We start from the raw sequence: 20,736 nt of genomic DNA, 5'->3' as shown, positions 1-20,736 counted from the left end.
GGTCCGCAAGGGCGTTTTCGAGTTGGAGTCCGGCCAGGCGCCGTTGTCCGAGGGCCGGGTGCGACGCGTCGGCGGGGGCCGCAAGCCCGCAGACGAGGTCGATCCGCAGCTCTTGGCGGCGCTGCTGCGACTCGTTGAGCCAGACGAGCGTGGCGATCCGGAGTCACCGTTGCGGTGGACGACCAAATCTCTGCGGCATCTGGCCGAGGAACTGACCCGGCAGGGACATCCAGTCTCCGCACCGACGGTTGGCAAACTATTGCGGGACAACGGTTTCAGCATGCAGGCCAACGCCAAGACACTGGAGGGCCGCCAGCATCCGGACCGGGACGGGCAATTCCGTTACATCAACGATCAGGTCAAGGAGCACCTCGGCGCCGGCGAGCCTGTGATCAGCGTTGATTCGAAGAAGAAACAGCAACTGGGTCGGCTGCCCAACGGCGGGCGGGAATGGCGGCCGCAAGGCGAACCGATAGAGGTGGAAGACCACAGCTTCTTCTTCACAGGACCCGATGTGGCGCAAGCGATCCCATATGGCGTCTACGACCTGGCCGCCGACGCGGGCTGGGTCAACGTCGGGGTCGACCACGACACCTCCGCGTTCGCGGTGGCCTCGATCCGTCGCTGGTGGCACAACCGTGGATGCCTGGACTACCCGCGGGCGAGCAAGTTGCTGATCACCGCGGACGCGGGCGGTTCCAACAGCTACCGCTACCGGTTGTGGAAGGCCGAGCTGGCGGCGCTGGCAGCCGAGACCGGGCTGGCGATCACCGTCTGCCACTTCCCGCCCGGCACCAGCAAATGGAACAAGATCGAGCATCGGCTGTTCTCTCAGATCACCATGAACTGGCGGGGCCGGCCCCTGACCAGCCACGAGGTCGTGGTCAACACCATCGCCTCGACTCGCACTCGCACCGGCCTGCGCGTTCACGCCGAACTCGACACCGGCGACTACCCGACCGGCATCGCGGTCAATACCGAACAGTTCCAAGCGCTCCCGATTCACCCGCATAGTTGGCACGGCAGCTGGAACTACACCATCGCACCCACCGGGGCCACCGCCTCCGAACCCGTGCAAGATCGTGACCGCGCCCGGACCGAGGTGCTGGAACTGCTCACCGACCCCCGCGTGATCGGCATGACGCGCGTCGAACTGGACGAACTGTCAGCACAACTGGCGCCGGGCCAAGCCGCCCGCGCTGCGCAACGCCGCTGGGAACAACGCGGTGGCCGACGTCGCCACGCGCCCGGAGCCGGTGGCAGACGTCTGCTCTGCGATGCGGCGGGCGTACTGATCACCATCGTCTACCTGCGCCAACTCTGCTCGCAGAATGTGCTGTCCGAACTGCTCGAAGTCAACCCGAACTCGATCGGTGAAATCATCGCCGAAACCCGCGCACTCCTCGACGAGCACGATCATCGCGTCACCCCGGCCACACAACTGCGCTTCACCAGCGCCACGGCCGTCCGCGCGTTCCTGCACGACAGGTCTGAACCCGGACCCACCCCGCCGCCGTCGGAGCTACTGTCCGAACCGGCCCTGACCGGAATGCCCCGGCAGAAACTCCACCACCTCATCGAACGCCTCGCTCCCCGGCAGGCCGCCGTGACCGAGCGATACCGGCACACGCGCCGCGGCGGCGAACGCATGCCCGGCGCACGCGGCGGAGTCTTCGTCGAGAAGATCACCGACGCCGACCGGGTCCTGGCGACAGTGCTGCTGCACCGCAAACTCTGCACCCGCGGGACCCTCGCCGAACTGTTCGGCGTCAGCCGCGGCACCATACGCAACGCGGCCCTCCTGGTCAGCCCCCTCCTCGAACAGGACGGCACCACCATCACCCCCGCGCCCACCCGATTCCGCACCGCCGCAGAGCTTCTCGCCGCGATACCACGATCGGACACCAACACAGCCGACTCGCCACCTTGATTCCTTACAGTCCCACTGTGGAACCAGCACCGCTGCTCACGGGTTTGCGGGAACACATCCCGTAACGCCCGCCAGAACCCCAGCGCCCCATCACCGACAGCCAGCACCGGTGCCGTCATCCCGCGGCGGCGGCAGCCGCGCAGCAGATCCGCCCACGACTCCGTCGATTCACGATAGCCGTCGGACAGGGCGACCAGCTCTTTGCGGCCGTCGGCGCCTACCCCGATCATCACCAGCAGGCACAGTTTCTCCTGCTCGAGGCGTACTTTCACGTGGATGCCGTCGACCCACAGATACACGTAATCGGTGCCCGACAGGTCACGGCCACCGAAAGCGCGGGCCTCGTCCTGCCATTGCCCGGTCAGCCGGGTGATCGACGACGCCGACAACCCGGCGCCGGAGCCCAGGAACTGCTCGACGGCCGGCCCGAAGTCCCCGGTCGAGAGCCCGTGCAGATACAGCAACGGCAGCACTTCGCTGACCTGCGGGGACTTACGCGCCCAGGCGGGCAGGATCGCTGAGGAGAACCGCTGCCGCTCACCGGTTTCCGGATCGACGCGCTTGTCGTTGACCCGCGGAGCTTTCACCGTGACCGCGCCGGCGGCGGTCAGAATCTCGCGTTCGTCGTGGTAGCCGTTGCGGACGACCAGACGGTGACCATCGTCGTCGAGTTGGTCGGCGAACTGGGCGACATAGGCCGCGACCTCGGCTTTCAACGCCGCGGCCAGCATCTGCCGGGCCCCGTCACGGACGATTTCATCGAGCAACGACCGGGCCGAACCGGTCTGGCCACCCTCGGTGGCGATGTTCTGGACTACCGTGAGCACGGACGTACCTTCCCGGCCGGCGTTGGCGCGCCGACATGATCAAGACTTGCTTCCTGCGTAGATCATCCGGAAAGGTGCGTCCTTCCCGTCATCCACAGGTCTTGATCATTTCTCGTGTCCTACGGACTGCGCCGCTCCGAAGTCTGCGGCCTGCGCTGGTCCGACATCGACCTGGCCGCCGATACCCTCAGCGTCGAACAAGGACACGTGGAAATCGCCGGAAAAGCCCACGCGATAGACGAACCCAAGGCAGCGCGCTCCCGCCGCACACTGTCACTGCCCCACAACGTTGCTATCGCATTGCAGGACCTCAAGACTCGGCAGAACCAAGAACAAATAACACTCGGCCGGGCATGGAACGACGAACAGCACATCTGCTCCCGGTCCGACGGCTCACCGGTACTCCCCCGGACCTTCACCGCCCGGTTCCACCAGATCCGCCTCACCGCCGGACTTCCCCGCATCACACTGCGCAATCTCCGGCACACCTCGGTATCGGTCATGCTCCACGCGGGCATCCCCGCGACAACTGTCGCCGCCTGGCACGGCCACGACGTACGCATGACCACCACCGTCTACGGCCGAACCTACGACGAAGGACTCACCACTGCCGCAGCGGTCATGTTCGACACCACCACAGACAACTCAGAATGACCCTGGAATCGGGCGTCCCGCCCGTTGGCTGTCGCCTGCCAGGGTGAAGGGACCACTGGTTAGCCATGAGCATGGGACCGGGGTGTGCCCGGTCGCGGGCCGTGTGGTGATGGTGACCGATGACCGGGCTGCCGGTCAATCCGAGCCGTCGGCTGGGCCGGCCGCGCGGCCCCGGTGGGGCTTCTGCCGCTGCCGGTAGGACTCGCCTTCGACGACGAGCTCGTAGGCTGCGGACTGCAAGCGGTCCATTGCAGACTGCGCGAGCAGCGGGTCGGCCATCATGGTGAGGATTTCCGGTGGTTCCCGGTTGCTGGTGATCACCGTCGATGCTTTGCGGTGCCGTTCGACGATCAGCTCGTAGAAGTCGTTGGTCTCGGGCGCCTCCAGGCGGTGCAGGGCCAGGTCATCGATGATGAGCAGGTCGACGCGGTGGAGTTTGCGCATCTCGTCCTCGTAGGAGCCGTCCAAGCGTGAACCGCGCAGCCGTTTGAACAGTTTGTCGGCGCGCTCGGTGTGAACCGTGTGGTTGCGGCGGACGGCGACGTGGCCTAATGCGTTGGCCAGGAACGTCTTTCCGACTCCGACCGGTCCCATGATCAGGACGTTGTAGGCGTCGGCGAGGAACCGCAGCGAACACAGCTCCGCCCAGAGTTCCCGGTCGAAGCTGACCGCGGTCGTGTCGTCCCAAGCCTGCAGTTGCATCTGCGGGTCCAGGTGCGCGGTCTTCGCGCGGCGCTGCTGCGACTCCCGGTCCCGGCGGGCGACCTCGTCGGCGAACAGCATCTCCAGGAAATCGTGGTGCGGCAACCGATTCGACCGCGCCAGCGCCAGCCGCTCCGGCAGCGTATCCAGCAGCTGACCAAGCTTGAGCCGGCGCATCAACGACTTCAGCTCGGGTGTGATCTCGACCGGCTTGGCCGCCGGTGCCGCGGCGGGACGGCGTGTGCTGCTGCTGGTCATGAGGGCCTCCGGACCGAGAAATCAGTGGTCGAGCGAACGAACCGTGACGGTGCCGGCGGCGGCAGCAACGTCAGCTGCCCGCCCGCGGCGCTGCCACGGGTCAGCATGCGGTCGATCAGGCCGACATCGACGACTTCGGCGTCCAGCGCGCGTCGGCAGGCGTCGTTGACCGCGTGCTCGCCGTGCCGGTTGACCAGGCCGAGCAGCCGGTAGACCTGCCGCATCTTCGTCCAGGGCAGCGGATGCTCGAGCACGGCCGCGGCGTAGGCGCCGACATGCGGGCCGTGATCGAACGCTGTGCGGCCCAACGCGTTCAGGTCCCGCATCGCGTAGGCGGTCAACTCGCTGGGCAGGTCCGCCGGATCGGTCTGCCGCCGCCCGGCCTCGACGCGGGCGTGGACCTTGATCAGGGCGCCGCGGAAGTAGAGCTTCACCGTCGCCGCATCGACCCGCGCGGTCAAGCGCTGCCCGATCAGATCACCGGGGACGCTGTAGAGGGCCTTGGCGACCTGGACGTGCCGGTCGGGTGCGACCTTCGGGTTCACCCAAGACGGGATGTCGAACACGGTGTCGGGCAACGGTTTCAGCAACGGATGCTCGTCGGCTGCGAACACCTCACCCGGCCGCAGGCGGGTCGTGCCGTGGATCCGCATTCCCGCCGTGTCCCGGCACCACCGCTGCGCCCGATCCCGGCAGTCCGCGAGATCCCGGAACTGTTCTCCGGCAAAGAAATTCGAGCGAACGTAAGGAACGCAGCGTTCGATCCGGGGCTTGTCCTGCGGGGAACGGACCCGCGCCGGATCCACGACGAAACCGCGGGACTCGGCATATTCGCGGAACGAGTCGTTCAACTTCGGATCAGTCGAATCCGCCTGATCGACAATCGCTTTCATGTTGTCCGGGATCACCACCGCGAACACGCCGTCGAAGAACACCCACGCCGCTTCGAACCCGGCGATCACATCGTTCAACGTCTCCCGGAACGTCGGATAGACGAACACGTGCCGCGAATACACCGCGGTGAAGATCAGGCCCTTCACCACCCTGCCCTTGCCTTCGGCGTCGGTGAGCAGCCCGAGGCGGCCGAAGTCGACCTGAACCTCGGCCCCGGGCTCGCAGTCCGCCACCCGGACCGTCGCGCGTTTCTTCCCGAACCCCAATTCGGTTGTGGCGTAGCGATGTAACGTCCGATACGACACCACCACCCCGTGCCGGCCCAGCAGGACGTGGATCTTGGTCAGGGTCAGGCCCTGCTCCATCCACGCCTTGATCTGCTCGGACTGGCCGGCAACGGCCTCCCAGGCATCGCTTCTGCCGTTCGGGCGGGCCCGGCGGACCCCGGTGACCACCGTGGCCAGCAGGTCGTCGGTCAGTTGCTCGACGCCGCCGTCACGGTCCATCCCGCACGACTGGGCCATCTCGATGTATCGCCGCGCGGTCTTCCGATCGACCGCCGACAGCCGCGCTACCTCCCGTAGCCCGCGGCCCTGCAGCCACAGCCGCAGCATCTCCCTGATCTCGATCACCGACACCTCCCGGTAGCTCATCCGCCAATACAGCGGCCGAGCGACCGGAACCCCCAGCTACCACACCGGAGTGGTCCCATAACTTGGCAAAACCTGCCGGTCAGGCGGTCCCATCACTGGCTAACAGGTGGTCCCATGCTCCTGGCTAAACCAGCTCCCAGGTGGTCCCTTCCACCTGGCAGCCGACAGTTGGCAAGATCTTGGCAACATGACGTAAATGTCGAAAGCTGGCCGACATTAAAACCCAGCCTTGACCTGCGATTTTGAAGTGGAGCTAAGGGGACTCGAACCCCTGACCCCCACACTGCCAGTGTGGTGCGCTACCAGCTGCGCCATAGCCCCTGGTTGTTCAGTTGTTGCTGCCCTCGGAGGTGTTCCCCGCTGGCCTCGATGAAGTTACACCACCGTTCGCTACGGGACCAAATCGCCTGGGTGCAGGCCTGGTGGAACAGGCGTTCGAGAGGTAGTCTCGAACACATGTTCGACAGCGGAGAGCTTCAGGCGATGAGCGATGAGGTGCTGGTCGACGCTTTGCGGCGGGCACATGGGGCGGCGGCGTTCGCGCAGGCCGCGGAGGTGCGGGCGGTGCGGGAGTTGTATCGGCGGCGGCGGGAGGACGGGCGGCGGGGGGCGGTGGCGGCCGGGGAGTTCGCGGGGGCCGAGGTGACGGCGGCGGTGCTGGTCGGGGAGCAGGTTGCTGCGGCGTTGATCGATGTGGGGCTGGGGCTGGACGAGTTGCCTCGGACGGCGGAGGCGTTCGAGGAGGGGCGGATCGATCTGGCTCGCGCGCAGGTCATCGTCGAGGCGGTGCGGGATCTGCCGGTCGAGGTGCTGGAGGAGGTGGAGCAGACGATGGTGGAGACGGCGGCGCGGTCGACGCCGGGGCGGTTGCGGCAGACGGCGCGGCGGTGGGCCGCGAAGGTGGATCCCGGGGGTGAGCAGCGGCGGCGGGAGCAGCGCGAGCTGGATCGGGATGTGCGGATCTCGGCGTTGCAGGACGGGGTGGCGTTGTTCGACGGGGTGCTGCCGGCGATGGGGGCGCAGGTGGTTGCCAATCGGTTGCGTGACATGAGTGCGGGGGTGTGCGCGGAGGATCCCCGGACGGTGGCGCAGCGGCGGGCCGATGCGCTGGTGGCGCTGGCCGCGGGTGAGACGAGGCTGGCGTGCGGCTGTGGGCGGGGCGAATGTGCTGCGGGAGGGGAGGTTTCGTGGCCGGTGCTGGTGCAGGTCGGTGTGTCCGCCGCGACGCTGGCGGGGTCGTCCGAGGATCCGGGGATGCTGGCGGGGTACGGGCCCGTCGATGCGGCGCTGGTGCGGTGGATCGCGGAACATGCTCGGTTACAAGTGATCACGGAGCCTGCGGCGGAATCGACGAAGGCCCCGGAGGTGTGGCGGGCGATGGACGGGCAGTGCCGGTTCCCGGGGTGCACCGTGTCCGCTGCGGAATGTGTGATCGACCACGATCCGAAGACCGTTGGTGTGCAGGATGATTCGGGTCGCGATGGGGTGGGAGGCGGGTTGTGTGCGCATCATCGCCGGTTGCGGTTGTCCGCGATCGGGTGGCGGGTGCGGCGACTGGATGCCGATCGGGTGTTGTGGACCAGCCCCACCGGGGACCGGCACACGACGGTGCGGGAGGGGGCTCGATATCTGTTCCCGCACCTCGATTCCGAGGCTCCCGGTGTTCGAATCGATACGGCGGCAACGGTTTCGCGGACACCACAGCCGGGGCTCGACCTCACCTACCCGATCGCGCCGCATCGGCTCACGCATCGGCACCTCGCGGCACCGACGCCGGAGGATACGGCGAGCGAACGGCCGGTGCAGCGATGACCGTAACGATCGACACCATTCGCACTCCGAGCACGAGGACACGGCACGTCATGGAGAACCCGGACCGGCCGCCGGCCCCGACGATCATCGATGTCCGGGTGGAACGGGAACGCATCGCGGCGCTGGAACAGCTCCGGCGGCGGCTGGAGGCGGAACTCGATCGGACCAGTGCCGGTTGCGATTACGCGGCGCTGGCCGGGCAGTTGCGCGACACTGTCAATGCCATCGCCGATGCCCGCAACCGGGTGTACGAGGCGTTGCTGGGGGACGATCCCACGGATGTTGCCGATGGATAGCCACAGCGTCGAGCGAGGCGACCGCCGCGCTCGGTGGGAGTCGGCCCGGGTGGGCGGGGATGACCACCCGGGCCGATTCCGGTCACGAGGCGATTTTCGTCACCCAGTCGGCGGTGTTCACGTCGATCTGCTTGCCGTTGTCGAGCACCGTGGGGGTCTCCACCTTGCCGCCCAGGGCCGACTTCATGGCCGCCAGCGCGGCGTCGGCGTGGATGCGGGCATTGTCGACGCGGGTGCCCTTGGCGATGCACTGCTGCACCGTGTCGGGCGCGCCGGCCCGCTTGGCGACGTCGGCCAGTTGCGCGTTGGTGAGGTCGCCGCCGTTCTCGCTGGGCTGGTCGGTGGTGAACAGCATCTGGTGGAACTTGGCGTACAGCGGGCCGTCGCCGGTGTCGGCCACACATTCGTTGGCGGCGATCGCGCGGGTCGAGTAGTCCTTGCTGCCGGACTTCGGATCCAGGAAGTTCACCAGGCGGTACCGGACGGCCAGCGTGCCGTCGTCGATCCTGTGGGCGATCTCCTGGCCGAACAGGTGCTCCATCGCACCGCAGGAGGGGCACATCGGGTCCTCGAAGGCGTCGATGGTGTGCACGTTACCGGGCTTGCCCAGCACGATGGCGCCGTCGGAGTCCAGCAGCGCGTGCACCTCGCTGTTGTGCACCGAGCCGTATCCGTCGTCGCGGACCTTCAGGCCGTGGTCGCTGTTCCAGCGCACGACGAACACCACGATCAGCGCGGCCACCAGTAGCGCGATGCCACCCAGGGCGTAGGTGGTGACGCTCGACATGGGCCGCGGCGTGTACTTCGAGCTCCGTTCAGTCACGCGCAACACTCTGCCGCACCGGCGTTTCCGGCGGCGCCGCAGGGGCGGGGAGCAGCAACGCACCGAGCGCAGTGCCGAGCAGTGCGGGCAGGCCGTGGTTGTCGTGGACGGCGGTGTCGGCGACCGCGAGCACCGGCACGGCCAGCGCGGTCAGCCACGGTTGCCGGGCCACCGGTGTCCCGAATCGCCGGGCCGCGAGCAGCACCACCGTCGCCAGCGCGCCGATCAGCCCGGTCACACACATCGAATTTCCGGCGCCGTCCGGATGCAGCCACAGGTAGCTCATGGCCTGGCCGAACAGTCCGCAGCCGAAGTACAGCAGCAGCCATTTCCACCAGCCGAACACCCGCTCGGCGGCGGTCCCGACCAGGGCCAGCGCCACCAGGTTGACCAGCAGTCCGGGCAGCCGGCCGTCCTGGAGGAACATCCCGGTGAGCAGCCGCCACCACTCACCGCGGTCGATCGCGGCCGCGTCGCGCCGGCCCAGGCCGAGCAACCGCGGATGGACCAGCTGTGCGATGCCGACGGCGGCCGTCACCGTGAACACGACGCCGTTGGTCACCGGGCGGCGGCGGTGACCGATCCGGGAGAGCAAGGCGGAGTAGGGATTCCGGGCATCGGCAGGGTCCATGGGAGAAGGCTGTGGCTGCGCCCGGCCGCGCACCCACGACGTTCGTCATGTCCCGGCCGGGTGAGAAGTCATGCCGGACCGGCGATCCGGCCACGAACGCCCGGACACTCAGCCGAGTGCCCGGCCCACCACTTCCTCGGCCGCCGCCTGCACCTCGGCCAGATGCTCGGGCCCGTGGAAGGATTCGGCGTAGATCTTGTACTTGTCCTCGGTACCGGACGGGCGCGCGGCGAACCAGGCGTTCTCGGTGGAGACCTTCACCCCGCCGAGGGCCGCGCCGTTGCCGCGGGCGCGGGTCTGGATGTTGACGATCGGCTCCCCGGCCACCTCGCCGGCGGTGATGTCGTCGGGGGTGAGCGCGGCCAGCCGCTTCTTCTGGGCGGCGGTGGCGACGGCGTCGATGCGGGCGTAGGCGGGGCTGCCGTAGCGCTTCTCCAGCTCGGCGTAGCCGGCCGCCGGGCTGCGGCCGGTGACCGCGGTGATCTCGGCGGCCAGCAGGGCCAGCAGGATGCCGTCCTTGTCGGTGGTCCACACCGTGCCGTCCATGCGGAGGAAGGAGGCGCCGGCGCTCTCCTCGCCGCCGAAGGCCAGCGAGCCCGAGAACAGGCCGGGCACGAACCATTTGAAGCCGACGGGCACCTCGTGCACCTGGCGGCCGAGGACGCCGACGACCCGGTCGATCATCGCGGAGGTCACCGCCGTCTTCCCGATCTTGGTGAGCGCGTCCCAGCCCATCCGGTTGGCGATCAGGTATTCGATCGCGACGGCCAGATAGTGGTTGGGGTTCATCAGCCCGGCGTCGGGGGTGACCACCCCGTGCCGGTCGGCGTCGGCGTCGTTGCCGGTGGAGATGTCGTAGTCGTCGCGGATGGCGACCAGCGAGGCCATCGCGTACTTCGACGACGGGTCCATCCGGATCTTGCCGTCGCCGTCGAGGGTCATGAACCGCCAGGTCGGATCGACGAACGGGTTGACGACCTCGATTTCGAGGTCGTAGCGCTGGCCGATCTCCTCCCAGTAGTCGACGCTGGCGCCACCCATCGGATCGGCGCCGAGCCGGATGCCCGCGCCGCGAATCGCGTCCAGGTTCAACACGTTCGGCAGGTCGGTGATGTAGTTGTCGAGGTAGTCGTAGCGCTGCACGCTGGTCGCCAGCGCGTGCGCGAGGGTGGTGCGTTTCACCCCGGACAGGCCGGCGCGCAGCAATTCGTTGGCGCGCGCGGCGATGGCGTCGGTGGCAACCGTGTCGGCCGGGCCGCCGTGGGGTGGGTTGTATTTGAAGCCGCCGTCGCGGGGCGGGTTGTGCGAGGGGGTCACGACGATGCCGTCGGCCTGATGCCGGGTGCCGCCGCGATTGTGCCGCAACACCGCGTGGCTGAGCACCGGTGTCGGGGTGTAGCGGTCACGGGCGTCGACGATCGCGGTGACGTCGTTGGCGGCGAGCACCTCCAGCGCGGTGGTCCAGGCCGGTTCGGACAGCGCGTGGGTGTCACGGGCCAGGTACACCGGGCCGGTGATGCCGCGGGTGGCGCGGTATTCGACGATCGCCTGGGTGATCGCGAGGATGTGCGCCTCGTTGAATGCGGCGTCCAGGCTGGACCCCCGGTGCCCGGAGGTGCCGAAGGCCACCGACTGCGCCGGATCCGACGGGTCCGGAATCCGGCTGTAGTAGGCCGTCACCAGATGCGGTATGTCCTCCAGGTCGGAAGCCCGGGCCGGCCGTCCGGCTCGATCGTGGGCCATGCTCGGGCCTCCTTTCCGTATCGTCTGCGTGCGGCTCGTCATCAGAATCACCGTCGCCCCAGAAGGAATACGGTAGCGAATCGCGCGGCCACCGCGCTGGTTCGCAAACCCACCTGGAAACCTCCTACCGGATCCGGAATTCCACGGCTGTCATGCTAACTGCCAGCGATCGCCACCCGTGGCGTCGGGCGGCCGCTCGGCGCGACCCGCCGGGCGCCCCCGGATACCCACCGCTGGAGTGACCTGGGGAATGTCTCGGCGAGGCACCGAACACGCCCATGGCCGCCGGGAATGATCGCCGAAAATTTGCTGATATCAGGAAAATAGGAGTTAACGGCTCCGCTTCCCGCCGATGGTTGTTAACATAATGGAGTGGATCCCGTCACCACCGCGACGCCGCGACGGCTGCGAGCGGACGCCGCCCGCAACCAGCAGCGGATTCTCACCGCTGCCCGGCAGCTGTTCGCCGAACGGGGTCTGGACGTCACCCTCGACGATGTGGCGGAGGCGGCCGGTGTCGGTGTCGGCACCGTGTACCGGCGCTACGCCAACAAGCAGGAGCTGATCGCCGAGGTCTTCGAACGGCACGTCACCGCGATGGCCGAGGCGGCCGAATCCGCTCACGCGCATCCGGATCCGTGGGCCGGGCTGGTGGAGCTGCTGGAGTACGCGTGCAGGCACATCGCCGACAACCGCGGGCTCGGTGCGGTGATGCTCGAATTGCCGGACGCCATGGAACGTTTCGAGTCCATGCGGGATCGGGTCAAACCGGCCGTCGCGACCGTGATCGACCGGGCCCGGGAGGCGGGCGTGCTGCGGCCTGGCATCGCGGCCTCCGACTTCTTCGCGATCATCGGGATGGTCGAGTCGATCGCCGCGTTCTCCCGGTCGGTGAACACCGACGTGTGGCGCCGCTACCTGGCGATCGTGCTCGACGGCATCCGCGGCGACAGCCAACCGCGCCAGGAACTTTCGGTGCCTCCGCTGCGCGAGGACGAGATCGACAAGGCCAAGGCCGACGCCTCCTGCGCCGTGCGCCGCCGCTGACCTGATCCGGAAACGACGGCGCCCCGGCCCGTTTCGCACGGACCGGGGCACCTTCGAGCCGAATTCCCTAGTGCACCAGCACCGGTTCGCCCTCGGCGGGCACCGGCATCTTGTTCGGCACGATGGCCGCGACCAGGACCGCGCCGACCGCGAAGATCGCTGCGCCCCACCAGAACGTGGTCACGTAGCTGTGGATCGCGGCCTCCGCCACCACCTCCGGGGTCGGGGGCAGGTGACCGTGCACGTAGTCGGTCGCCGCGCTGGCGGCCAGCGTGCTCAGCAGCGCGGTGCCGATCGAGCCGCCGACCTGCTGCATGGTGTTGACCATGGCCGAGGCCACACCCGCATCCTCGTGCTGCACACCGGAAGTCGCGCCCTGGAAGGCCACCGACACCGCCGCGCCGAGACCCAGGCCCATCAGGATCAGCGAGGGCAGCACGTGGGTGGCGTACGAGGTGTGCACGTCGATCCGGGTCAGCAGACCCATCGACAGCGCGCCGAGCAGGTAGCCCGCGCCCATCGTGACCTTCGGGCCGACCCGCGGCAGCAGCACCGACGGGCTGGTGGTGGAGGACAACACCATCGCCGCCACCATCGGCAGGAAGGCCAAGCCGGTGCGGATCGGCGAGAACGCGAGCGTGTTCTCCAGGTAGTAGGTCAGGAACAGGAAGGTGGCGAACATCCCGATGCCCATGACGAACACACCCAGATAGGACGCGCCGCGGGTCCGGTCCAGCACCACACGCAGCGGCAGCAGCGGATGTGCGACCCGCAGCTCCAGCAGCACGAACACGACCAGCAGCACGGCGCCGCCGATCAGGAAGCCCAGGGTGGTGCCGTTGCCCCAGCCGTGCGACTCGGCCTGCGAGAAGCCGTACACGATGGCGAACAGCGAGGCGGTCACCGTGACGGTGCCCGGGATGTCGAGCTTGGGCCGCTCGGTGGAGTTGTGCCTGGCCAGCAGCAGCACCGCGCCGACCAGTGCGATGGCGGCGAAGATCAGGTTGACGTACATCACCCAGCGCCACGAGGCCCATTCGGTGAGCGCGCCGCCGAGCAGCAGGCCCAGCGCGCCGCCGGTACCGGCGACGGCGCCGAAGATGCCGAATGCCTTTGCGCGCTCGGACGGTTCGGTGAAGGTCACCGTCAGCAGCGACAGCGCGGCCGGGGCCAGCAGTGCGCCGAAGACACCCTGGGCGACGCGAGCGGCGACCAGCATGTCGAAGCCGTTCGCGGCGCCGCCGATGGCCGAGGCCACCGCGAAGCCGATCAGGCCGACGATGAAGGTGGTCCGCCGGCCGAACAGGTCGGACAGCCGGCCGCCGAGCAGCAGCAGGCTGCCGAAGGCGAGGGCGTAACCGGTGACGACCCATTGGCGGTCACCGTCGGAGAAGCCGAGCGCGCGCTGCGCCTCGGGCAGTGCGATGTTCACCACGGTCGCGTCCAGCACGACCATCAATTGGGCCACGGCCAGCACGGCCAGCACCCACCAGCGCGCGGCGTGCGAGCCGCGCCGACCCTGGCGGTCGGCCCGGTGCGCGGCCGGCCGGGACGGGGCGCCGCCCGGCCGGTTGTCGGTATCGACAGCGGAGTTCATGAGATCCCTAAGAGTGGTTGGCCGAAAGGTTACCAATAACGGAGGTTCGCCCTCCGCTTACTTCTACGAAGTTACCACCATAACGGAGTAGCTGCCTCCACTTAATCCTGCTTCGGGCTAGAATGGAAGTGTGAATCCCGCCACCACACCCGCCCCACCTAGGCGTTTACGCGCCGACGCGGTTCGCAATCAGCAGCGCATTCTGGCCGCTGCCAGGCACTTGTTCGCCGAGCGCGGGCTCGAGGTCACGCTCGATGATGTGGCCGAGGCCGCGAATGTGGGCATCGGCACTGTGTACCGGCGGTATGCCAACAAGCACGAGTTGATCAACGAGGTGCTCACCACCGGCATGACGGAGGTGGCCGACGCCGCCGAGGCCGCCGGTGCCAATCCGGACGCCTGGGCCGGGCTGATCGAATTCTGCGACTTCGCCTGCCGCCACATGGCGGACAACCGCGGCCTGGGCGAGATGATGTTGTCGGTTCCCGAATCGGTGCAGCAGCTCGGCTGCGTTCGTGACCGCGTCGAGTCGACGGTGAATCACCTTCTCGAACATGCCATTTCGGCCGGCGTGCTGCGGCCGGGCATCGTCGGCACGGATTTCTTCGCCCTGCTGACCATGGTCGAGTCGATGGCCACCCTCACCCGGCCGGTCAATCCGGAGGCGTGGCGCCGGTATCTGGCGATCCTGCTCGACGGCATCCGGGGCGACAGCGTGCCGCGGCAGCCGCTGCCGGTGGATCCGCTCACCGAGGACGAGATCCACGCCGCCAAACATGCGGTGTTCGCCGCCCGCAAGAAGTAACGCACACCGCGAGATTCCTCACATCGACGATGGAAACGGCACGGACCAGGGCAATTCGCCCGTCCGGTGGTGCGGCACACACCTATGTCCTAAAGTTGGACAGATGACCAACTCATGGGTGAACTGGGCCGGCGACCAGCAGTGCGCGCCCGCTGTCGTCGCCGCCCCCGGCTCCCCCGGCGAGGTGGCCGGACTGCTGGCGGACGCGGAATCCGCCGGGCGCACCGTGCGGGTGGTCGGCTCCGGCCACTCGTTCAACGACACCGTGCTGACCGACGGCACCCTGCTGCGGCTGTCGAATCTGAACCGTATTCTGCACGTCGACACCGCGACCGGCCTGGTCCGGGTCGAGGCGGGCGCCACCCTGAACGCGATCAGCACCCATCTGCATCCGCTCGGACTGGCCTTCCCGAATCTGGGTGACATCGACGTCCAGACCATCGCCGGCGCCACCGCCACCGGCACCCACGGCACCGGGGGCGGGTTGCAGAACATCTCCGCGGCACTGCATTCGATGGAATTGATGCTCGCCGACGGCAGCGGGGTCGAACTCAGTGAGCAGACCGATCCGGACGGCTGGCGCGCGGCCCGGGTGAATCTGGGCGCTCTCGGCGTGGTCACCGCGGTGACGCTGCAACTGGTGCCGTCGTTCGTGCTCGAGGGGGTCGAACGCCCGGTGCCGGTCGAGGAGGTGCTCGCCGATCTCGACGAATTCGTGGACGGCAACGAGCATTTCGAGTTCTACGTGTTCGCGCACAGCCCGCTGGCGATGACCAAGCGCAACAACCGCACGGCGTTGCCGGAGCAGCCGCGGCCGAAGGCGGTGGACTGGTTCGCCGATATCGCCATGTCCAACTACACCTTCGACGGTCTGTGCCGTCTCACCCACCGCCGCCCGCAGCTGATCCCGTGGGTGCAGCGGCTGGCCGCCTACGCCGGCAGCTATCGTCGCCAGGTCGACCGCTCGTATCGAGTGTTCGCCTCCCCCAGGCTGTTCCGCTTCACCGAGATGGAATACGCGATCCCGCGCGAATACGCGGCGGCCGCGCTGCGCGAGATCACGGAGATCGGCACCCGATTCGATTCGCCGATGCCGACCGAGGTCCGGTTCGTCGCGCCCGACGACGCCTTCCTCTCCCCCGCCGGCGGGCGCGAAACCTGTTATATCGCAGTGCATCAGTACCGGGGCATGGCGTGGGAGCCGTACTTCCGCGCCTGCGAGGCGGTCTTCGACCGCTACCACGGCCGGCCGCACTGGGGGAAACGGCATTTCCAGACTGCCGAGACCCTGCGCGACCGCTACCCCGACTGGGACCGCTTCCAGCAGGTCCGCCGCCGGCTGGATCCCCGGGGCCGCTTCGCCAATCCGTACGTCACCCGCGTGCTGGGCTGATCACCGGACCGTCCTCCAGGCGCAGTTCGAGGGTGACCGGCACGGCCGCCACCTCCAGGGCCTGGCGCAACCGCGGCAGCGCGTGCGTGCTGATGCGGGCGCGCAGCGCGACCACATCGGTATCGGGCGCGGCCGACACCAGCAGATGCACCCGCGGACGGCGGCCCGAGCCGGTGACCCAGGCGGTCGCCGAGCGGACACCCGGATAGGTCTCCAGATCGGCGACCAGCGGGGCGGCGATCCGGGCCGAATCGAGTACCGCCAGATCACCGGAGTCCGCGCGGGCCCGCCAGCGCACCGCCGCCGGGTTCCGGGGCCATTGCGCCACCGCCCAGCGCAGGCTGGCCAGGCCGATGCCGATGGCCACCGCGGCGATGGCCCAGCACACCCAGTCGGGCGGTAATTCGGTGCCGGGCACCAGCGGATCCGCGGCGTCGACCCAGCTCAGCTCGTCGAGATGGGCGGTCAGCAGATAGCCGCCCGCCGCCAGCAGCAGCAGGCCCAGCAGGGCCAGCGCCGTGCGATTGGGCCGGATCCGGCCGCGCGGACGGCCGCTCATCGCCTGCCTCCACGCCGCGAATTCCGTTGCCGGGCACCGAGTCCGATGCGGCAGACCCGGGCCGTCACCCGTGGCGACGGGGCCGGGGCGATCCGGGTGACCTGTGCGTCGACGGCATCGCGGACGGCCTGCCGCAGTTCCGGCGAGCGTACCCCCGAGGTGCGGGCGACGACCCGGATCTTCCTGCGGTGCAACCGGACTCGTACCGAGTGCACACCGTCGACGGACTGCGCCGCCGCGCCCAGGGCCCGATGCAGGCCGGAACGCACCACGCCGGCGGCGATCTCGTCGCCGGCGGCCAGCGGTAGCACCGTGGTCCGGTCGGGCAGCACCGCCAGCGCCAGCAGCGCCACGCCCCCGGCGACCGCGGCCAGACCGGCGGCGGCGACCCGGGCGTCGTTCCAGCTGATGTCGTGCAGGACACGGACGATGACGTCGTGCCACAGATAGTCCGGGGCGCCGGTCAGTCCGGGTATCAGGGTCAGCGCCACCGCGGTGCTGATCCCCAGCAGCGCCAGCGCCAGCACGGCCGCGGGTACCGCGCGATGCGGGCGGCGGATCATAGCGACTTCCGGGGTAGGTCGGTCACCTCGATGTCCACGCGGCGGATCCGCACCCCGAGCTGCTCCTGCACCCGCTGCCGCACGTGCGCGCGGCACGCGGTGGCGACCTGCCATATCGGCATCGGATAGCGGATCGGTAATCGCAGCGCGAGCGTCGGTTCACCGCGGGCGAGTTTGACTCGCACCTCGACATCCCTTTCCACACCGGTGATCTCGCGGGCCGCGGCGATGGCGGCGACGCGAATCGCCGCGGTGTCCACCTCGCCGGGTGGCGGACCGGTGATGTCGTTGTCGGCAGTGGTGGCGGCCGCGCTCCCGGTGTCGCTCCAGGTGTGGCTGTCGGTCACCGTACTCGTCATGGATTCCTCCCGAGCGGCGTCTGCGGACCGGCTGGCGTCCCGACTCGTTGCGTTAGCGCAACACTAGCTGCATCGGTACGAATTCTTGGGTTGACACCCGCGAGTGGCAATAGCCAGGATGGTGAAGGCCGCAGCCGAGTTGTCGACACAGTTGCTGCGGTGCTCTCCCGGTTGCCGGAACGGCGATCACACGTCGGCCCGGCAACGTTCCACCGCACGGCGGACAAGCCGGATGAGGCTCGTCCCGACCGCAGGTTCTTTTCGGACGTGACCGACCGATAGGAAGGTTCAGATGTCTGACCGCAAGAAGTCTGGCCAGGTGGCCGCGAAAGCCAAGAAGCCGATGAAGCAGCAGCCGGAGCGTATGGACTCCGAACGCGAGCGCATGGCCGACGACATGAAGCGCGGAGCGAGCCAGATGGCCGACGACATGCGCCACGGCCGCGAACGCCTCGAGGCCGACATGAAGGAGAACCGGGAGCGAGTCGAGACCGGCATGAAGAATGCCGCCGACAAGTTGCGTCAGAAGGCCGGCCGCTAGCCGAGCCCGGATCGGCCCGCCACACGCCTGTGGCGGGCCGATCTGCGTCCTACTCGTTGACCAGCCGCAGCCCCCGCGCGGGCGCCCGGCGGCGGTCGACCAGCCAGACCATCATGGTCTGATCCGATGCGGGACTGAACAATTCCATCTCGACCTCGACCTCGCCGCGGCGCGGATGGTCCAGGTGCATGGTGACCCGGCTGTGCTCCACCACCCGATGCGAACGCCAGCGCCGGACGAACTCCGGATAGCGGTGCAGGGCGTCGATCATCGCGCCGAGCCGCTCGTCCTCGGGCCATTGTGAGCGGGCGGCCCGCAGCAGCGACACCATCAGATCGGCGACCGCCGGCCAGTCCCGCCAGTATTCGGCGGCCCGCGGGTGCGCGAAGACGTAGTAGGCGAGATTGCCCTCGGCCTCGGGATCGAGCAGGCCCAGCGGCTCCCCGAAGTCGCGCCAGGCGGCATTGGAGGCCAGCACCGTGAGCCACCGCCCGACCAGGAAGGCCGGGGTGGGATGCAGCCCGTCCAGCACGGCCTGCAGGGTGTCCGTGACCTGGTCGTGCGCCGCCCCGCCGTTCGGGCAGGTCGAGGTGCGTTCCATTCCCATGGCCAGTTTGCCGAAATGATGCCGCTCGACCTCGTTGAGCCGGAGGGCGTCGGCCAGGGCGCCCAGGACCGCGGTGGAGGGATTGGTGTCACGGCCCTGTTCGAGCCGGGCCAGATAGTCCACGCTCACCCCCGCCAGCGCGGCCACCTCCTCACGGCGCAGCCCCGGGGTGCGGCGGCGGCGACCGGCGGGCAACCCCACCTCCTCCGGTTGCAACAGGGCCCGGCGGGCGATCAGGAATTCGGCGAACTCGGACTGCGTCACTCCCCCATCCTGCCGGATCCCCGCCCTGTTATCCGCGCCCTGCCAGTGCCAGGATCAGCGCGGTGTGGCTAACCGGACCGAGGTCCACTTACTCTCGGGGCATGACCACTCCTGAACAGACCACCCTGCGCCCCGGTACCTGGGCACTGGACACCGCCCACTCCTCGGTCAACTTCACCGTGCGCCACCTGGGCATCTCCAAGGTCCGGGGGCGTTTCAACAAGTTCGACGCCGAGTTCGTCGTGGACGAGTCCGGTTACGCGCTGATCTCCGCGACCGTGTACGTCGAATCCTTCGACACCGGCAACGAGCAGCGGGACGGGCACGTCCGCAGCGCTGACCTGCTGCACGCCGAGAAAAACCCCACGCTGTCGTTCAAGGCGCTCGAGCCGATCCGCGCCGCCGAGGACTTCGAGGTCGTGGGTGAGCTCACCTTCGGTGAGATCACCAAGCCGATCACCCTCGCCGTCGAGTGGGGCGGCGTGCAGGAGTTCCGGCCGGGCGAGCGGCACACCGGCTTCACCGCCACCGCCACCCTGCTGCGCACCGATTTCGGTGTCGGCACCGCGCTCCCGTCGTCGTTCCTCAGTGACAAGATCGCCATCGAGCTGGACATCCAGCTGATCGAGCCGACGGCCGGCTGATCCCGGCGGTCTCCCGGAGGCGGGCCCGGTTCACGGCAGCAGGCCGAGACGCCGGGCCACCACCACCGCCTCGTGCCGGGTGTGCGCGTCGAGTTTGACCATGGCGCTGCGCAGATAGGCCTTGACGGTCTCCGGGCGCAGCGACAACCGGTGCGCGGCTTCGGCATTGGTGCATCCCAGCGCGATGTGGGCGAGCACGTCCAGCTCGCGCGGCGACAGCGCCGGCGCGGCGACGACGGCGCCGGACCCGGTCACCAGCCGCACCAGCCGGTCGGCCAGATCACGCAGCCGGTCGCGGGCGCCGGCCTCGGCGACGGACTGTGCGATACCTCGCATCTCGGCGTGGATGTCGCGCAACTCCTCGCCCAGTGCCGCCGCCCACGGCGGCCGGTCCGGGCGACCGGGCTCCCGATCTCGCGCCGCACCCGACTCCCGCAACCGCAGCCGCCGGTCGACCTCGTCGCGGATCGCCAGCTCCCGCGCCAGCCGCCGCCCGGCCCGCATCATCGCCTCGGCGGCGCTCGCCCCGATCGGCCCCGCGTCGCGGCAGGCCGCGTACAGCACCGCCCGGGAACGGCCGTCGACCACCACCGGCACGGCCAGCACCGCCCGCAACCCCTCCGCGCCCACCGGCGCGTCGTAGTGATGGGTGATGGTGGCCGCGGCCGGATAGTCGGCCACCGCGGAGGGCCGGCCGCCGGCCACCACCGAACCACCCAGCCCCGAATCGGGCGGAATCATCAGCCCGCGCATCGCGCCCGTCCGGGTACCGAGGAATTCGCTGAGGATCAGCGTGCCGTCCCGGACACTGCCACCGAAGACCACCGGCATTCCGGAAGTTGTTGCGGCCTCGCGCAATTGCGCACGCAACGCGTCGATGTCGCGGGGGCGGAGCACGTCCATCACGGACTTCTTTCCAGGATCGAGCCCGAGTGCGGTGATGTGATCCTAGCCGCGCCGCCGGGGCCCCGGGCCGGTTCGCGCGCCGCCGATACGCCGTGCCCGGGCGGTGCGATACCGCGCCACCGGTCCGGTGCGCCGGGCCCCGCCGATACCTCGTACGGCCTGCGTACACCGCGCCGGCGACCGCCCCGCGTTGTGTGAGACAGGCCGATCCGGGTAGCTCGGAGAGAG

Annotated in this window: 20 protein-coding genes, 1 tRNA gene and 1 pseudogene; 9 read left to right on the top strand and 13 right to left on the bottom strand. The window is 68.9% G+C overall.

The genetic code is table 11. The features are described from left to right. The coding region (locus tag LBW94_RS32355; protein ID WP_266272670.1) for an ISAzo13 family transposase at window positions 1-1,930 on the top strand (1,930 nt) is incomplete at its 5' end. A 17-nt stretch (window positions 1,931-1,947) separates the two neighbouring features. Here LBW94_RS32355 and LBW94_RS32350 read toward each other — a convergent pair. Further along, window positions 1,948-2,757, bottom strand: a pseudogene (locus tag LBW94_RS32350) (IS256 family transposase); the annotation flags it as partial. A 114-nt stretch (window positions 2,758-2,871) separates the two neighbouring features. On the opposite strand from LBW94_RS32350, the gene LBW94_RS32345 reads away from it, so the two are divergent. Continuing rightward, entirely contained in the window at window positions 2,872-3,411 is a 540-nt protein-coding gene (locus tag LBW94_RS32345; protein WP_225062792.1) for a site-specific integrase, read from the top strand. Window positions 3,412-3,546: 135 nt separating this feature from the next. On the opposite strand, the gene LBW94_RS32340 is transcribed toward LBW94_RS32345, so the two are convergent. From LBW94_RS32340 to LBW94_RS32330, 3 genes are all read right to left on the bottom strand, one after another. Beyond that, window positions 3,547-4,371 (bottom strand): ATP-binding protein, encoded by an 825-nt coding sequence (locus LBW94_RS32340; protein ID WP_225062761.1) that lies wholly within the window; start codon window positions 4,369-4,371, stop codon window positions 3,547-3,549. Next, window positions 4,368-5,918 carry an IS21 family transposase gene (istA, locus tag LBW94_RS32335; protein ID WP_225062762.1) on the bottom strand — a complete coding sequence of 517 codons (1,551 nt, stop codon included), beginning with the start codon at window positions 5,916-5,918 and terminating at the stop codon, window positions 4,368-4,370. The genes LBW94_RS32340 and istA overlap by 4 nt, the downstream gene beginning before the upstream one ends. 248 nt (window positions 5,919-6,166) lie before the next feature. After that, window positions 6,167-6,239: transfer RNA gene (locus LBW94_RS32330), tRNA-Ala, on the bottom strand. A 135-nt stretch (window positions 6,240-6,374) separates the two neighbouring features. On the opposite strand from LBW94_RS32330, the gene LBW94_RS32325 reads away from it, so the two are divergent. After that, complete coding sequence (locus LBW94_RS32325) at window positions 6,375-7,730, top strand: DUF222 domain-containing protein (RefSeq protein ID WP_225062011.1); 1,356 nt, start codon at window positions 6,375-6,377, stop codon at window positions 7,728-7,730. Continuing rightward, window positions 7,727-8,026 carry a hypothetical protein gene (locus LBW94_RS32320; RefSeq protein ID WP_225062012.1) on the top strand — a complete coding sequence of 100 codons (300 nt, stop codon included), beginning with the start codon at window positions 7,727-7,729 and terminating at the stop codon, window positions 8,024-8,026. The genes LBW94_RS32325 and LBW94_RS32320 overlap by 4 nt, the downstream gene beginning before the upstream one ends. A gap of 82 nt (window positions 8,027-8,108) precedes the next feature. On the opposite strand, the gene LBW94_RS32315 is transcribed toward LBW94_RS32320, so the two are convergent. The 3 genes from LBW94_RS32315 to pgm all read right to left on the bottom strand — a co-directional run bounded on the left by LBW94_RS32315 (window position 8,109) and on the right by pgm (window position 11,223). Continuing rightward, the gene (locus tag LBW94_RS32315) at window positions 8,109-8,849 is read right to left on the bottom strand and encodes a DsbA family protein (protein WP_225062013.1); all 741 of its coding nucleotides are present in this window, start codon (window positions 8,847-8,849) and stop codon (window positions 8,109-8,111) included. After that, a complete protein-coding gene (locus tag LBW94_RS32310) occupies window positions 8,842-9,480 on the bottom strand; it encodes a rhomboid family intramembrane serine protease (RefSeq protein WP_225062014.1) in 639 nt (212 codons plus the stop codon). Before LBW94_RS32310 ends, LBW94_RS32315 begins: the two co-directional genes overlap by 8 nt. A gap of 108 nt (window positions 9,481-9,588) precedes the next feature. After that, on the bottom strand, window positions 9,589-11,223 hold the full coding sequence (gene pgm / locus LBW94_RS32305) for a phosphoglucomutase (alpha-D-glucose-1,6-bisphosphate-dependent) (RefSeq protein WP_225062015.1): 1,635 nt from the start codon (window positions 11,221-11,223) through the stop codon (window positions 9,589-9,591). A 372-nt stretch (window positions 11,224-11,595) separates the two neighbouring features. On the opposite strand from pgm, the gene LBW94_RS32300 reads away from it, so the two are divergent. Then, window positions 11,596-12,270: a TetR/AcrR family transcriptional regulator gene (locus LBW94_RS32300; RefSeq protein ID WP_225062016.1), complete on the top strand. Its 675-nt coding sequence runs from the start codon at window positions 11,596-11,598 to the stop codon at window positions 12,268-12,270. A 67-nt stretch (window positions 12,271-12,337) separates the two neighbouring features. Here the strand turns inward: LBW94_RS32300 and LBW94_RS32295 are convergent, their stop codons facing one another. Further along, window positions 12,338-13,867, bottom strand: a complete 1,530-nt coding sequence (locus LBW94_RS32295) for an MFS transporter (RefSeq protein ID WP_225062017.1) — start codon at window positions 13,865-13,867, stop codon at window positions 12,338-12,340. Window positions 13,868-13,997: 130 nt separating this feature from the next. On the opposite strand from LBW94_RS32295, the gene LBW94_RS32290 reads away from it, so the two are divergent. Together LBW94_RS32290 and LBW94_RS32285 are read left to right on the top strand one after the other, a co-directional pair. Further along, a complete protein-coding gene (locus LBW94_RS32290) occupies window positions 13,998-14,672 on the top strand; it encodes a TetR/AcrR family transcriptional regulator (RefSeq protein WP_225062018.1) in 675 nt (224 codons plus the stop codon). Between the two features lie 103 nt (window positions 14,673-14,775). Then, window positions 14,776-16,065 carry a D-arabinono-1,4-lactone oxidase gene (locus LBW94_RS32285; protein ID WP_225062019.1) on the top strand — a complete coding sequence of 430 codons (1,290 nt, stop codon included), beginning with the start codon at window positions 14,776-14,778 and terminating at the stop codon, window positions 16,063-16,065. On the opposite strand, the gene LBW94_RS32280 is transcribed toward LBW94_RS32285, so the two are convergent. Genes LBW94_RS32280 through LBW94_RS32270 form a run of 3 tightly spaced genes read right to left on the bottom strand, consistent with a single transcriptional unit; the run spans window position 16,046 to window position 17,546 of the window. Then, window positions 16,046-16,624: an alkaline shock response membrane anchor protein AmaP gene (locus LBW94_RS32280; protein ID WP_225062020.1), complete on the bottom strand. Its 579-nt coding sequence runs from the start codon at window positions 16,622-16,624 to the stop codon at window positions 16,046-16,048. The two genes, LBW94_RS32285 and LBW94_RS32280, sit on opposite strands and share 20 nt — an antisense overlap. Continuing rightward, complete coding sequence (locus tag LBW94_RS32275) at window positions 16,621-17,187, bottom strand: DUF6286 domain-containing protein (RefSeq protein WP_225062021.1); 567 nt, start codon at window positions 17,185-17,187, stop codon at window positions 16,621-16,623. The genes LBW94_RS32280 and LBW94_RS32275 overlap by 4 nt, the downstream gene beginning before the upstream one ends. Further along, entirely contained in the window at window positions 17,184-17,546 is a 363-nt protein-coding gene (locus LBW94_RS32270) for an Asp23/Gls24 family envelope stress response protein (RefSeq protein WP_225062022.1), read from the bottom strand. Before LBW94_RS32270 ends, LBW94_RS32275 begins: the two co-directional genes overlap by 4 nt. A gap of 292 nt (window positions 17,547-17,838) precedes the next feature. Between LBW94_RS32270 and LBW94_RS32265 the strand changes: the two genes are divergently transcribed. After that, on the top strand, window positions 17,839-18,087 hold the full coding sequence (locus LBW94_RS32265; protein WP_225062023.1) for a hypothetical protein: 249 nt from the start codon (window positions 17,839-17,841) through the stop codon (window positions 18,085-18,087). A 49-nt stretch (window positions 18,088-18,136) separates the two neighbouring features. Here LBW94_RS32265 and LBW94_RS32260 read toward each other — a convergent pair whose 3' ends face one another. Continuing rightward, window positions 18,137-18,958 carry a helix-turn-helix transcriptional regulator gene (locus tag LBW94_RS32260; protein ID WP_225062024.1) on the bottom strand — a complete coding sequence of 274 codons (822 nt, stop codon included), beginning with the start codon at window positions 18,956-18,958 and terminating at the stop codon, window positions 18,137-18,139. A gap of 101 nt (window positions 18,959-19,059) precedes the next feature. On the opposite strand from LBW94_RS32260, the gene LBW94_RS32255 reads away from it, so the two are divergent. Then, complete coding sequence (locus LBW94_RS32255) at window positions 19,060-19,602, top strand: YceI family protein (RefSeq protein ID WP_225062025.1); 543 nt, start codon at window positions 19,060-19,062, stop codon at window positions 19,600-19,602. Window positions 19,603-19,632: 30 nt separating this feature from the next. Here LBW94_RS32255 and LBW94_RS32250 read toward each other — a convergent pair whose 3' ends face one another. Beyond that, the gene (locus LBW94_RS32250; RefSeq protein WP_225062026.1) at window positions 19,633-20,505 is read right to left on the bottom strand and encodes a LuxR C-terminal-related transcriptional regulator; all 873 of its coding nucleotides are present in this window, start codon (window positions 20,503-20,505) and stop codon (window positions 19,633-19,635) included. Window positions 20,506-20,736 lie beyond the last annotated feature (231 nt).

Source organism: Nocardia sp. alder85J (assembly GCF_020176955.2).
Lineage (GTDB): Bacteria > Actinomycetota > Actinomycetes > Mycobacteriales > Mycobacteriaceae > Nocardia.
This window is presented reverse-complemented; position numbering and strand designations above follow the sequence as displayed.